This is a genomic window from Shewanella sp. 10N.286.52.C2 (genome assembly GCF_002874545.1).
Classification (GTDB): domain Bacteria; phylum Pseudomonadota; class Gammaproteobacteria; order Enterobacterales; family Shewanellaceae; genus Shewanella.
In genome coordinates this window covers 83,763-98,147 of the sequence record NZ_MCTV01000037.1, presented here as the reverse complement: position 1 = coordinate 98,147, position 14,385 = coordinate 83,763, and the positions used below count along the sequence as shown (strand labels likewise).

General features: G+C 41.1%; 15 protein-coding genes. 8 read left to right on the top strand and 7 right to left on the bottom strand.

Features of this window, described 5'->3' with window-relative positions; translation table 11 throughout:
• Positions 1-95: 95 nt before the first annotated feature.
• Entirely contained in the window at positions 96-1,358 is a 1,263-nt protein-coding gene (punC, locus tag BCU94_RS13515; RefSeq protein ID WP_102476648.1) for a purine nucleoside transporter PunC, read from the bottom strand.
• Positions 1,359-1,484: 126 nt separating this feature from the next.
• Here punC and punR point away from each other — a divergent pair, with 126 nt between their 5' ends.
• From punR to BCU94_RS13485, 6 genes are all read left to right on the top strand, one after another.
• Positions 1,485-2,387, top strand: coding sequence for a DNA-binding transcriptional activator PunR (punR, locus tag BCU94_RS13510; RefSeq protein WP_102437403.1), 903 nt, complete (start codon positions 1,485-1,487; stop codon positions 2,385-2,387).
• A 266-nt stretch (positions 2,388-2,653) separates the two neighbouring features.
• The gene (locus BCU94_RS13505) at positions 2,654-3,313 is read left to right on the top strand and encodes a Bax inhibitor-1/YccA family protein (RefSeq protein WP_102437401.1); all 660 of its coding nucleotides are present in this window, start codon (positions 2,654-2,656) and stop codon (positions 3,311-3,313) included.
• A 97-nt stretch (positions 3,314-3,410) separates the two neighbouring features.
• Entirely contained in the window at positions 3,411-3,800 is a 390-nt protein-coding gene (tusD, locus tag BCU94_RS13500; protein ID WP_102437399.1) for a sulfurtransferase complex subunit TusD, read from the top strand.
• A gap of 33 nt (positions 3,801-3,833) precedes the next feature.
• Positions 3,834-4,190, top strand: a complete 357-nt coding sequence (gene tusC / locus BCU94_RS13495) for a sulfurtransferase complex subunit TusC (protein ID WP_102437397.1) — start codon at positions 3,834-3,836, stop codon at positions 4,188-4,190.
• A complete protein-coding gene (gene tusB, locus BCU94_RS13490) occupies positions 4,190-4,480 on the top strand; it encodes a sulfurtransferase complex subunit TusB (RefSeq protein WP_102437395.1) in 291 nt (96 codons plus the stop codon). The genes tusC and tusB overlap by 1 nt, the downstream gene beginning before the upstream one ends.
• Complete coding sequence (locus BCU94_RS13485) at positions 4,474-4,812, top strand: TusE/DsrC/DsvC family sulfur relay protein (protein WP_102437393.1); 339 nt, start codon at positions 4,474-4,476, stop codon at positions 4,810-4,812. The genes tusB and BCU94_RS13485 overlap by 7 nt, the downstream gene beginning before the upstream one ends.
• Before the next feature lie 100 nt (positions 4,813-4,912).
• On the opposite strand, the gene serS is transcribed toward BCU94_RS13485, so the two are convergent.
• From serS to lrp, 6 genes are all read right to left on the bottom strand, one after another.
• Positions 4,913-6,199: a serine--tRNA ligase gene (serS, locus tag BCU94_RS13480; RefSeq protein ID WP_102437391.1), complete on the bottom strand. Its 1,287-nt coding sequence runs from the start codon at positions 6,197-6,199 to the stop codon at positions 4,913-4,915.
• 18 nt (positions 6,200-6,217) lie between these two features.
• Positions 6,218-6,592 carry a fluoride efflux transporter CrcB gene (gene crcB, locus BCU94_RS13475; protein WP_076537957.1) on the bottom strand — a complete coding sequence of 125 codons (375 nt, stop codon included), beginning with the start codon at positions 6,590-6,592 and terminating at the stop codon, positions 6,218-6,220.
• A gap of 1 nt (position 6,593) precedes the next feature.
• Entirely contained in the window at positions 6,594-7,925 is a 1,332-nt protein-coding gene (locus BCU94_RS13470; RefSeq protein WP_102437389.1) for a replication-associated recombination protein A, read from the bottom strand.
• A 6-nt stretch (positions 7,926-7,931) separates the two neighbouring features.
• Positions 7,932-8,570 (bottom strand): outer membrane lipoprotein chaperone LolA, encoded by a 639-nt coding sequence (lolA, locus tag BCU94_RS13465; RefSeq protein ID WP_102476647.1) that lies wholly within the window; start codon positions 8,568-8,570, stop codon positions 7,932-7,934.
• A 174-nt stretch (positions 8,571-8,744) separates the two neighbouring features.
• Complete coding sequence (locus BCU94_RS13460) at positions 8,745-11,513, bottom strand: DNA translocase FtsK 4TM domain-containing protein (protein ID WP_102476646.1); 2,769 nt, start codon at positions 11,511-11,513, stop codon at positions 8,745-8,747.
• A 243-nt stretch (positions 11,514-11,756) separates the two neighbouring features.
• Positions 11,757-12,263, bottom strand: coding sequence for a leucine-responsive transcriptional regulator Lrp (gene lrp, locus BCU94_RS13455; protein ID WP_076537850.1), 507 nt, complete (start codon positions 12,261-12,263; stop codon positions 11,757-11,759).
• Between the two features lie 178 nt (positions 12,264-12,441).
• On the opposite strand from lrp, the gene ald reads away from it, so the two are divergent.
• The gene (gene ald, locus BCU94_RS13450; protein WP_102476645.1) at positions 12,442-13,557 is read left to right on the top strand and encodes an alanine dehydrogenase; all 1,116 of its coding nucleotides are present in this window, start codon (positions 12,442-12,444) and stop codon (positions 13,555-13,557) included.
• 397 nt (positions 13,558-13,954) lie between these two features.
• A complete protein-coding gene (locus tag BCU94_RS13445) occupies positions 13,955-14,377 on the top strand; it encodes a secondary thiamine-phosphate synthase enzyme YjbQ (RefSeq protein ID WP_102476644.1) in 423 nt (140 codons plus the stop codon).
• Positions 14,378-14,385: the final 8 nt, after the last annotated feature.

Sequence of the window (14,385 nt, the reverse complement as noted above, 5' to 3'; positions counted from 1 at the left end):
CTCTGCCATCTCTCCGAACGAGCGAGATAATAGCTATCTCACTCGCTGCTGTAAAGCATAAATTTAAGTTTCTTTACCGTTTGCTTAAGTTAGCATCAATCTGCGCTATTTTTATCAGCGTGAAGACTAATACTAGCAGGATCTGGTTTTATGAAGTTATTAGTTACTGAAGCCCAACTATCATGCTTTGACAATAAATAGCCTAAGTAAGCAACAACAGCACTCAATACGATACCTAAACCGATAGTCACTTCATTATATTGTACGAACATCGCGACAATACTTGATGCGCCGAACGCCATACCAATCTGAAGGAAGTTTTGTAAACCTGCAGCTTTGGTGGCATTTTTACTGAACTGCTGTAAGGCATTGTTGACGACCAAAGGATAAGTCGCACCGTTAGCTGCAGCAAGTAATGAGAAGGTTACCAATAGCGGATAAATTGATTCCATTGGGATTACCAAAGTCGCTATTGCAATGGTTGCAACACAGAAGAAAAACAGTCCCAATAAATAATTAAGCGCCTGTGTGGTACCGAATTTTTTAACAAGTACTTTGCTCATGTAACCACCCACGATAAACATGATGGTTTGTGGAATAAAGCTTAACCCAATGGCTTTAGCTTCATAACCAAATTTAATCATTACACTTGGCCATACCGTTAAATAACTAAAGAATGCTGCAGACAATGCACCAAATATAACCACGTTACCTAAAAATCGGGTGTTTTTTAAGATGGTTTTATAGCTGATGTTTTCTTGTGGTTCTGCTTGTTTGTTCTCTGGTGCAACTAACAGCTTGGTCATAACGATAAGCAAAACCGCAAGTATTGCTAAAGTAATGAAAACTGCACGCCAGCCAAATGTATCAACAATTGATGCGCCAATGAGCGGTGCAACAGCAGGTGATAGCGCAACTAAAGGCATGATGTTTGAAAACACTTTTTGCGCTTTTTCAGCATCATATTTTTCAACGACAATAGCTTGCCAAATTACACCAGCACTACAGGCTCCTAACGCTTGGAAAAAACGTGCGATATTAAGCATAATGATCGAGTCACTGGCGACAATTAAAGCACTGGCTGCTGCAAAGATGACTAAACCAATTATTAAGGCTTTTTGTTTGCCTACTTTTTCAACTAATGGACCATAAAGTAATTGGCCGATAGCTAAACCCGCTAAGAAAGTCGTTAATGAAAAAGCGACGTTGTTTAAGCTGGTATCAAATGAGTCAGCTATGTTTTGAAATGCAGGTAAATACATGTCGGTGGCAATAAAGCCCAGCATACTTAACAGTGCTAAGTAGCCTAATAAAATAAAGTACTGCACATTGGCAGAGGTAGATGATGCTTTTTTCATAAAAAAAGTGTCCGAAAGTGGCTTAATTAAAAATCAGCGTGCAGTCTAATCACTTGCAAAAGCAATGTGAAACGTTTAGTTTTGATGACTGCATTCATAAATTTTCACAGCAAAGGATAGCAAGCTATGCTTTCAGAACAAGCATTGGAAATGATCGACATTGTCGCTCGCTTAGGTAGTTTCACGGCAGCAGCCAATCAATTACACAAAGTTCCTTCAGCAGTCAGTTATGCCGTAAAACAAATCGAAGATGAACTTGGTGTCATTTTGTTTGAAAGGCATCATCGCAGTGTCAGCTTAACGGAACCCGGTAAACATTTTGTCGCCCACGCAAGAGAGCTATTGGGTGACATGAATGACTTAAAGCGTAGCACCCAACGTGTCGCTAATGGCTGGCAACCCACCCTGTCTATCGCTTTAGACAATATTGTCCGCGCTGATCGTATTAGTGTACTAATTGCAGACTTTTATCGTCACTTTGACGATGTTGAACTCATCATCCGTATTGAGGTGTTTAATGGGGTCTGGGAAGCATTAGCAACAGGTCGCAGTGACATCGCCATAGGTGCAACCACAGCTATCCCTGTGGGCGGCGTATATCAGTATAAAGATATGCGCGAGATTCAATGGTCGTTTTTAGTCAGTCGTAACCACCCTCTAGCAGAAATTGATCGCCCATTAACAGACGATGAATTACGCATCTATCCCTCTATTTGTTTAGAAGATACTTCAAGGGAAATACCCAAACGCACAACTTGGTTGCTGGCCAATCAGCGGCGATTAGTGGTACCAGACTGGATAAGAGCGTTCAATTGTTTCCGTGATGGCTCAGGTATCGGCTATATGCCTAGAAACCTTGCAAAACCCTTTATCGACTCTGGGGTATTAATTGAAAAAACCTTAGAACATCCAAGAAATGCAAGCCCTTGCTGTTTAGCGTGGAATCAAGAAAAGATGTCACCTGCACTTGAGTGGGTTTTAGAATACTTAGGTGATACCGATAAGTTACATCAAGAGTGGCTCGCATAACCACAAAGCCAGCATCTTGATGACATTATTAACAAGTTGTAATGATAATTTAATGTTCAGTTCAGCTTTCTTAGTAAAAATGTTGTTTAGGACAATTTTTTATATGAACATGTGTCATTAAATAATAGTTAACATGACAGTGACACTTATATACCTTTAAGCTGTGTTAAAGCTAAGGTATTATAAATCTAAATAATTTAATAAATATCTTTTGTAGTGACTCTTATTGCGTCATTACAGTTTTTTTCGAGTCTATGGAGACTGTTATGAATCAACAAACTTTATCGGGCCATCAAGCTACAACGATGGAAACCAATAAACTGATCAAAAATACCTACATGCTATTGTCGATGACGCTTGCCTTTGCCGCTGTAATGGCTGGTGTAGCAATGATGATGAACATTGGCCCTTTCATGTCAATCGGACTATCACTTGGTAGTATCGTGGTGATGATGGTGACCCTGAAAAAAGCAGACAATGCTTCAGGGCTTGCATGGATTTTTGCCTTTACGGGTATGCAAGGTGCATCATTAGGATACATTTTAAACCACTACGCAGGTTTAGCTAACGGCCCTGAACTTATTATGCAAGCGTTTGGCTTAACCTCTGTTATCTTCATTTCTTTATCAGCTTATGCAATTAGCACTAAGAAAGATTTCAACTTCATGGGCGGCTTCCTTTTTGCTGGTCTGATTGTGGTTATCGGCGCATCACTGATCAACATGTTTGTTGGTAACAGTGTTGCATTTATGGCTATTCAAGCTGCTGTAGCAATGTTGATGGTAGGCTTAATCCTTTATGATACAAGCCGTATTGTAAATGGTGGCGAAACTAACTATATCCGTGCAACGATTTCGTTGTTCTTAAACTTCATCAACCTATTCATGGCGCTATTACACTTGATGGGCATGGGTAATGATGACTAGGCGTTAAGTTACTTGATTATTCATTTGGTTCTGACCTTGTGATTAATTGGCTTACTACGCTAAAATGGCTCCCTTACAGGAGCCATTTTTTATTGTTATGAATAAATTTATTATCCAAGTTAATGGCACGGTTTATGGCTCAACAGCGAGCTTTAGAGCGCTGCGCTTTACGACAAGTGTATTGTCATTAGGCCATCAAGTTACGCGTATTTTCTTTTATCAAGACGGCGTGACTAATAGTAGCCAATTAATCTGTCCTGCCTCTGATGAATATGACTTGCACCAAGCATGGAAAAACTTGGCAACTGAACACAATATTCAGTTGATAAATTGTGTGTCAGCAGCGCTGCGCCGCGGTGTGTTGTCACAGCAAGATGCCATCGAAAACACTAAATCACAGTTCAATTCTAGCGCCCCATTTGAAATGGGTGGTTTAGGTGAGCTGGTCACAGGTATTGAAACATCAGATAGATTAGTGTGCTTTTAATGCTGATTTTAAATTGCTTGGCAAGGTAACCACATGAAGCAAATTTGCGTTATTTTCAGACAAAGCCCGTTGGGCAATAGTTCCAGCCGTGAAGGCTTAGACTTTGCGTTACTCAGTGCCAGTTTTGAGCAACAAGTTAGCGTGGTTTTTACTGATGAAGCTGTGCTGCACCTGCTAGCAGATCAGCAGCCAGAATTAGTCGGCAGTAAAGATTACCTATCGACGTTTAAAGCTCTTAATATTTATGATATTGAAACCGTTTTAGTGTGTGAGCAGTCAGCAAAACAATTTGGCATCACTGAAGACAAGTTTAATTTTGAGGCGCAATTAGCTGATAGCAATGCCATTAAGCAATTATTAGCGCAAAGTGATGAAGTGGTGGTTTACTAATGATTTTACATCACATTCAAACCTCAGCCACCACTGACAACGCGCTAAATTGCTGCTTACGTTATATCGCTAGTGAAGACAGTATCATCCTTGCTGACGATGCGATTAATTGCTTATTACAAAGCCATTGGCAGCAAAAATTGCTAGATATACAGATTTATATATTATCTGAAGATATACAAGCTCGAGGCTTAACAGCACTTTTACCTAGCAGCGCTAATATCTCAATTATTGATTATGACCAGTTTGTACTGGCTACATTGAAACACACGAAGGTGATTACTTGGTAAATTCAATTGAATTTAATGGGCAACAAATAGAAGTTGATGCTCAAGGTTATTTAAAAAACGTTGCTGATTGGCAACCTGATATGGCAATTATTTTGGCTGCAGGTGAAGATATCGTATTAACCGAGCAACATTGGGAAGTGGTTAATTTTGTGCGTAACTTTTATCTTGAATACAAGACAAGCCCTGCTATCCGCGTGCTAGTGAAAGCCATAGGTCAGACGTTAGGGCCTGATAAAGGTAATTCAAAATACCTTTATACCCTCTTTCCTGTGGGCCCAGCTAAACAGGCGACTAAAATCGCAGGCTTACCAAAACCTGCTAAGTGCCTTTAACTATCATGTAACCAGACTTGCTAAATTTACGGCACAAAAAAACCAAACATGATGTTTGGTTTTTTTTAGGCTCAGATAACGCCTTAGCGCTAGCGAAGACTTAGCCTATTTTTTCTAGGCCGCGCATATACGGACGTAATACGTCAGGCACGGTAATAGAGCCATCTGCATTTTGGTAGTTTTCAAGGATAGCAACTACTGTACGACCAACAGCAAGGCCTGAACCGTTTAAGGTATGAACCAAAGTTGGTTTCTTGTCATTAACACCACGGTAGCGTGCTTGCATACGACGTGCTTGGAAATCTTTCATGTTTGAACAAGAAGATATTTCGCGGTAGGTGTTTTGCGCAGGTAACCACACTTCAATATCGTAAGTTTTCGAAGCGCCAAAACCCATGTCGCCAGTACATAAAATCACAGTACGATATGGAAGGCCTAGCCCTTCTAGTACTTTCTCAGCATGACCTGTTAGCTCTTCTAACGCATTCATTGAATCTTCAGGTTTAACAATTTGAACAAGTTCAACTTTATCAAACTGATGCTGACGAATTAGACCACGAGTATCACGGCCGTAAGAGCCCGCTTCACTTCGGAAACAAGACGTTAATGCCGTCATTTTAAGTGGTAAATCAGCTTCTTCAACGATAGTGTCACGTACTACATTGGTCAAAGGTACTTCAGCAGTTGGAATCAAGCTTAAGCCTTGGCCTTCTTCAGTGGCCGGTTTAGTGTGGAACAAATCTTCACCAAACTTAGGTAGCTGACCTGTGCCTAATAAGCTTTCTTCGTTAACCAGTAATGGCACATACATTTCTGAATAACCGTGATTTTCAGTATGTAGATCTAACATATACTGACCCACAGCGCGGTTTAGGCGTGCGATTTGGCCTTTCATTACCACAAAGCGAGAACCGGTGATTTTAACGGCGTTTTTAAAATCTAACCCATCTAGATCTTCACCCAGTTTCACATGATCTTTTACTTCGAAATCAAATGTAGTTGGCTCGCCCCAAGTGCGGACTTCAACGTTATCATTTTCGTCAGCACCGGCTGGTACTGCGTCATCTGGTAAGTTAGGCATGCTCATAGCAATAGCATTTAACTCAGCTAACAATTCAGCTAGTTCAGATTTTTTCGCATCCAGTTGAGCACCTAAGTCCCCTACTTTAGCCATGATTTCACTGACATCTTCACCACGACCCTTTGCTTGACCAATGGACTTAGAAATTGCATTTCGGGATGCTTGCAATTCTTCTGTGGCCACTTGTAGCGACTTACGCTTTTCTTCTAAAGCGGTAAGGCGGCTAATATCAAGGATAAACCCACGCTTAGCTAACAGCTCAGCGGTGACTTCAAGTTCGTTACGCAAAAATTTTGGATCTAACATGTTTTATATTCTTAATAGTTAAATGCGAGAAAAAACTAGCTGCTGACCGACATATACCATGAAAATACACAGTACAACGTTCAACAACACGTTGAGAATAGCTTTTGCAAAAAGACCTTCTTGCATTAGCAATAATGTTTCATTGGAAAAAGTAGAAAAAGTCGTTAAGGCGCCTAACAATCCAACACCTATCATGGCTTTTAATTCAGGACTTAACTGGCTGGCTTGACCAATGGCATAAACCACACCCATCAAAAATGATCCCAATACATTTACCAACAGTGTACCAAAAGGGAAACTGCTTCCAAATAGCTGAAGCATGAAAATTGAGATTAGATAACGAAAAACAGCCCCAATTGAACCACCAAGGGCCACAAACATGATATTGCTCATGCTAATCATAGCGCTTTACCTCACTGGTTCGGTCTAGTTCTGCTAAATGGGCAAGTTTGTCTTTGATTCTTTTTTCAAAGCCGCGCTCGGTTGGATAATACAATTGGCTATCTTTTATTGACTCAGGGAAGTAATTCTCCCCATTTGCGTAGGCACCTGGTTCATCATGAGCATAGCGATACCCTGCCCCTAAACCCATATTTTTCATCAATTGAGTCGGTGCGTTACGTAAGTGATCTGGCACTGATTCATGCCCTGTTTCGCTTGCAAGCATTCTTGCTGCTTTAAAGGCGGTGTAAACCGCATTACTTTTTGGCGCACTGGCCAAGTAAACAATCGCTTGGGCGATAGCACGCTCACCTTCAGCAGGACCAACGCGGTGATAACAATCCCAAGCATTAAGCGCAATATTCATTGCAGTAGGATCGGCGTTTCCTACATCTTCAGAGGCAATGGCTAATAGTCTACGTGCTACATAGAGAGGATCGCCGCCGCCTTCAAGTATTCGACAATACCAATACAAAGCAGCATCAGGAGCTGAGCCTCTCACGGACTTATGCACCGCAGAAATCAAATCATAAAATTGATCGCCATTTTTATCATAAGCGGCCATTTGATGCCCAGCGACTTGCGTCAGCATCTCTTGAGTAAATTCACCGTTATCAGCAACCAAGTCACTCATTAACTCGAGTAAATTTAATGCTTTGCGCGCATCACCATCACTAATTGAAGCTAACTGCTGCATTACTGTTTCAGGAATAGTAAAACCACGTTTACCAAAACCACGCTCAGTATCCATTAATGCTTGATTGATAATCGCGGCAATATCATCGCCATCTAAGCGATTGATTAAATAAACTCTGGCACGAGACAATAAGGCGTTATTGAGCTCAAAAGATGGGTTTTCAGTGGTCGCGCCAACAAAAATAACAGTACCGTCTTCGATAAAAGGTAAAAACGCATCTTGTTGGCTTTTATTAAAACGATGGACTTCGTCCACAAACAATAATGTACGCTGACCACGGCTTTGAGCTACCGCTTTAGCTTGCTCAATGGCGGCGCGAATTTCTTTAACCCCTGAGGTAACCGCCGAAATGCGCTCAACATGGGCATTGGCATAATGCGCCACCAATTCAGCTAAGGTGGTTTTACCTGTGCCAGGAGGGCCCCATAACAACATAGAGTGAGCTCGATTGGCCTCAAGTGCTTGGCGCAGTGGTTGCCCTTTACCGAGTAAATGCTGCTGCCCTACATACTCACTTATCTCCCTTGGGCGCATTCTTGCGGCTAAAGGACGAAAGTCTGGGGCAAAATCGAAACCTAAAGTAGACACTATAACCTACTGAGCTAGGCTTGAACGTTGATCGTCAATATCAACGTTTGCCGGTACGGTAAATTCAAATAAGCCGTTTTCGTCTGCCGCAACCTTGGTTTGATTTGTTAACGTGAACTGACTGTAATTGCCTTGCTCATCTAACAAATTAAAATCAGTAAGCTCTGCCTCATTGAAACACACAGTGACAGTCACCACACTTGAATCATCCGCTTTGGGCTTAATGGAATAACAGGCTTTAGCTGACTCTGGCTGAATTTGCTCAACACGATACTGAGACCAAGTTGTTTCATCGCGATGAACTAACAAAGCCATTGGAGATGCGTCAATAGCATCGGAAAAATCCATTACTGAAACTTCTTCAGCAAAAGGGTTATAAATCCATAAATCTTTACCGTCAGCCACAATGAGCGACTCATCAGGCTCAGTTAAATGCCAGTAAAATTTGTTTGGATAAGCAAGGGCAAATACCCCTTTACCTGACTGAATGACTTTATTGTTTATATCGGTAACTTGCTGAGTAAAATCAGCTTTTAATGAGTCGGCTTTGGCTAAGCGATCACGCAATTGCGCTGATTCATCAGCTAACGCGTTGCCTGACAATAATAATGCTAAGGCTGTAACAACAGCAAAACGCTTGTTCATATAAATTCCTAATACTGTATTGCTAATTCTTAGCGATAAACTTTTAAGGCTAGTGGCTATGCTTTTTGTCACTAAGGCTTTTTCTTTATAAGGTTGATTATTAATGGCTTCATTATAACGGTTTATTTGGCCAAACTGGCTATAAGCGCAGTGATTGTTATGTTCGGTCCGAGGTTAGTTTCTCGGTGGCGGAGGAGCTAAAACCTCACGATTACCATTATGACCTTGTGTACTGACAATCCCCTGGGTTTCCATCATTTCGATAATCCGCGCCGCGCGGTTATAACCAATTTTAAACTTACGCTGCACACTTGAAATTGAACCTCTGCGGGTTTCAGTGACAAACGCAACCGCTTCATCATATAACTGATCAGTATCATCATCAGATTCTGTAGCTTCACCAGGCAGCAATACTTGCTCACCTTCACTGACGCCATTAAGGATTTCTTCAATATAACGTGGCTTACCACGAGCATGCCAGTCTGCAACGACTTTATGGACTTCATGATCGTCAATGAAAGCACCATGGACACGAATAGGTACGCTGGTACCTGGTGGCAAGTACAGCATATCACCCATACCGAGTAGTGTTTCTGCGCCTTGCTGATCTAAAATGGTTCTAGAGTCAATTCTTGATGACACTTGAAAAGCGATACGTGTTGGCACGTTTGCTTTAATCAAACCAGTAATGACATCCACTGAAGGTCTTTGGGTGGCTAAGATTAAGTGTATACCCGCTGCACGGGCCTTTTGCGCAATACGGGCAATCAGCTCTTCAACCTTTTTACCGACAATCATAATCATGTCAGCAAATTCATCGACCACTACCACAATAGAGGGTAATTTTTCTAACTCAGGGGCCTGTTCATCCATACTTTCAGATGACTTCCATAATGGGTCAACTATCGGTTCACCTGCTTCTATGGCTGATTTAATTTTAGCGTTATAACCTTTTAAATTACGTACGCCTAGCGCTGACATTAACTTGTAACGTCGCTCCATTTCACCAACACACCAACGTAGTGCATTAGCCGCTTCTTTCATATCGGTGACGACTTCACATAACAAATGTGGAATACCGCCATATACGGAAAGCTCCAACATTTTCGGATCAATCATGATAAAGCGCACATCATCAGGACCAGACTTATACAAGATACTGGTGATCATCACGTTGACGCCAACTGACTTACCCGAACCTGTAGTACCGGCAACTAATAAATGCGGCATTTTACCTAAATCAACCACCACGGGATCGCCAGCAATATCTTGTCCCAGCACCATGGATAAATCAGATTTACTTTCTTCAAAGGTTTTAGAGTCTAAAACATCGCGCATAAATACCGTTTCACGGAATTTATTAGGCAATTCAAGACCCACAAAGGCTTTACCTGGAATAACCTCAACAACGCGGACACTTTCTGCTAACAATGAACGGGCTAAATCTTTCGACAAATTAGTGATTTTTGAGGCTTTGACACCAGGGGCTAATTCAAGTTCAAATCGAGTCACCACAGGGCCTGGGAATACCCCAACAACATTAGCGACAATATTAAAGTCAGCCAGCTTAGTTTCAACCAACCTCGCGACAATATCTAGTTCTTCTTTGGTAATTGGGTTTTCTTTTCTATCAGGTACATCTAATAAGGTGATACTTGGCAGTGGCGGCATTTCAACTTTAGTTTGGCCATAAACTATTTGGGGTTCTTGGCCTGGCAACACCACAATTCCTTCAACAATACGCGCTTGCTCAACAGCTTTTGTAGTGGCAGGGTTTGGCTGCGAGGTCGCTGTTGCACCTGTGCTATTAGCTTGACTGAATGCTTCACCTAACGAGTCGCTATGACTAACATGAGCCTCAGACTGTTCACTTAAATGATGATTCGCTTGTGTGAAATCAGCTGCGGGGGCATCCCCTGATGCGATCCAAGCTGGGGTTAAATTATCATCGTCTTGGTGATCATTGCTGGCGTTTAATTTGGGTTCAAGTCTACCATTATGTGACGTTAATTTAGCCTCATGGTCTATTTCAGCGCCAAAGCTTGGCTCTACATCTTGCTCTAAGTCACCTGCCAAATTAGTTTCTTCTTTGTCGCGACTGGGTTTCACTTTCGATTTAATACGGCTGAAAAGAGAGGGTTTTTCTTCTAATTCATCAGTTTCTATTGCTGCAGTAACTTCAGCCTCATTATGCGGCATACTAGTGAGATCAATTGCTGCAGCATCAAGCTCAGCTTTGTCATGCTTTACGTTGCCAGCATCGTCACCACGGTCCTGTTTAAATTTATCAACGACAGACATAAAGCCGCGGGTATCTTCGGTTTCGTTACTAGCTGATAAATAACTTGGGATACTAATGATCTTTTTAACACACCAAATAGTGGCTAGACCTGTACTTTCAATAACGGTTAGCCAGCTTATACCGGTAGTTAAAGTAAAGCCTGCGCCGATAAAACATAGCAGTAATAAAGTTGTTCCAAGGTTATTAAAGTAAGGCATCATTGCTTGGCTGATCACATCCCCTGCCACTCCGCCAGCAGAAAATACATACATGTCATCGGCATTCATACTCGCTAACGCTGCCAATGCAAATACCACCAGTAAAAAACCGATAATCCTTAAACCGACAGAAAAATAGTCGATTTCAAACAGCTTGTGAGTACGATTAAAAATGAACCAGCCAGAAGCAGCAATAATTATTGGTATGAGATAGGCTATGAAGCCGAAAAAATAAAATAGAACATCTGCTGTCCATGCGCCAACTGCGCCAGTTAGATTACTGATTTCACCTTGGAAATGCGACTGGCTCCAGCCGGGATCATTAGGATCGAAGCTGCTAAGTGCAATAAGAATATAAGTTGCAGTCATGCAACAAATGATCAACCCACCTTCCAAAAGACGCTGAAGGCCACTAAGTGTTTGAAGACTATTTCCCTGAGACAAACGAAAACACCCAAATAAGATTTAAAAAGAATGATAACAATAACAGAATATCAATGTGTATGCAGTGATTATGCAACGCGCGGATGCCAAGCTCAACCTAATGTTTTCAGATAGATGACTGTAGAAGATAAATAATTTTAATCTGGCTTAAGTTGGTTACTTTTAAGCCTAAGATTAAGCTTGCTGTAAATTTTTGGCAAAAAAATAAAGGGCAATGCCCTTTATTTTTATTGGTTATTAAATTTAGTAAGTATCAGCTAATAAATTTAAGGCAACTTTATTAGTTTGCTTAACTTCTTCCATAACCACGTAAGTACGAGTATCAGAAACTGATGGTAACTTAAGTAATGTCTCACCTAACAAACGACGATAAGCTGACATATCTGATACGCGGGTTTTTAGTAGGTAATCAAAATCGCCAGAAACCAAATGACATTCTTGAATATCATCTAACAACTGAACGGCTTTGTTAAAGCGTTCAAAAATATCAGGGGTATCTCGAGTTAAGGTGATTTCCACAAATACAAGTAACGATGCACCCAAGTAATGAGGATTAACTAATGCAGTGTAGCCATTAATGTATCCTTGTTTCTCAAGACGTTTAACTCGTTCTAAACATGGTGTTGGACTCAGGCCAACACGCTTAGATAACTCCACATTTGATATGCGACCATCAATCTGAAGTTCGTTGAGGATATTACGGTCAATCCGATCTAAATCTTTCACAGAATTTTTCTTATTATTTGCCATATTATTAACCTTGCTTTAGCACAAAAACAACATATTCATCTTTTAATGTGTAAAGTTTAGCAGCATAAACTGCGTCAGGGGCACTATACTAGACTTCCCTGAAATAAGCACGTTCAGGTCATCGAATATAATAACTACTGGCTCGTAAAAACGAGTAAAAATCAATTAGAGGCTAAAAATGATTATTGGTATCCCTACTGAAATCAAAAACCATGAATACCGTGTTGGTATGGTTCCTTCAAGCGTTCGTGAATTAACAATTAAAGGTCATGATGTATTTGTTCAATCAGATGCAGGTATTGGCATTGGATTTACTAACCAAGATTATATTGATGCCGGTGCAGAAATCTTAGCAACCGCAGCTGAAGTGTTTGCTCAATCAGATATGATAGTGAAGGTTAAAGAGCCACAAGCTATTGAGCGCGCCATGCTGCGTGAAGACCAAATTCTATTCACTTATTTACACCTTGCACCAGACTTACCACAGACTGAAGATTTGATAAAAAGTAAGGCTGTTTGTATCGCCTATGAAACCGTAACAGATGACCGTGGTGGCCTTCCTTTATTAGCGCCAATGTCAGAAGTTGCTGGGCGTATGTCGATTCAAGCAGGCGCGCGTGCACTTGAAAAATCACTAGGCGGCCGCGGTATGTTACTGGGCGGTGTTCCAGGTGTTGAACCAGCCAAAGTAGTTATTATTGGCGGCGGCATGGTCGGTACTAATGCTGCACAAATGGCTGTAGGCATGGGCGCTGACGTGGTTGTGCTTGATCGTAGCATCGATGCTCTACGTCGTTTAAATGTACAATTTGGTTCTGCAGTTAAAGCCATTTACTCTACTGCTGATGCCATTGAACGCCACGTATTAGAAGCAGACTTAGTCATTGGTGGTGTACTGGTTCCTGGCGCTGCTGCGCCAAAACTTGTGACCCGCGATATGATTAGCCGTATGAAGCCTGGCAGCGCAATTGTTGATGTCGCAATTGACCAAGGTGGTTGTGTTGAAACATCTCATGCAACCACTCACCAAGAACCAACTTATATCGTTGATGATGTAGTTCATTATTGTGTTGCAAACATGCCTGGCGCTGTGGCTCGCACCTCTACTTTTGCATTAAACAATGCCACGCTGCCTTACATTATTAAGCTTGCAAACTTAGGTTATAAGTCTGCATTGCTTCAAGATAAGCACCTACTAAATGGCTTAAATGTCATCCACGGAAAGCTTGTTTGTAAAGAAGTTGCTGAAGCATTAGCACTTGAGTTTACCGAGCCAACAAGCCTGCTAAACTAATCAATATCTGATGGTTTAAGTACTAAAAAGCTGCTCAATGAGCAGCTTTTTTTATGGATTAAACAATTATGCAACAATTTGTATCTTAAGCTGTTTACAAGCAATATCCATCCAGAATCGTTCACTTTATCAGCACCACTGAGCAAGCACTTTGCTAACTTAATAAAATGCGCAATTTTAGTTAGCGTTTATTAATTAAAACCAGTGAGCACCTCAAGCCAACACTCAGCAAGGGTTACAGTAATTACAATAGCTAATATGAGTCATTTTAGTCATACTTTATGCTTACAGTTCATTATCCTACTACAATGTTTAAAATTAGTGCTTTCTACTGTTGGTCAAATCGCTGAAATTCACTACAATTCATCATCAAAATAGCGATTAAAAGCAGACTTATATGTGGTACCAAAAACAAATATCATTAAAGCCAAAAGCTCGTGGCTTTCATTTAATTACTGAAGAGGTATTAACTCAATTACCCGAATTAGCAAGGTTTGATATTGGCTTAGTGCACATATTGCTGCAACACACCTCAGCTTCCATTACTGTAAACGAAAATGCAGATCCAACTGTTCGGCAAGACTTTGAAGCATACTTTAATAATGTGGCGCCAGAGAATGAACCATATTACATCCACACTTATGAAGGCAGTGACGATATGCCAGCCCATTTAAAATCAAGTTTACTGGGCTGTGAATTAACCCTACCCATCACCCATGGTCAATTAGCATTAGGAATGTGGCAAGGGCTGTATTTAGGTGAACATCGCAATCATGGTGGGAGTAGACAGCTGCTGATCACCCTACAAGGTGAGTCGTAATCCAAGCA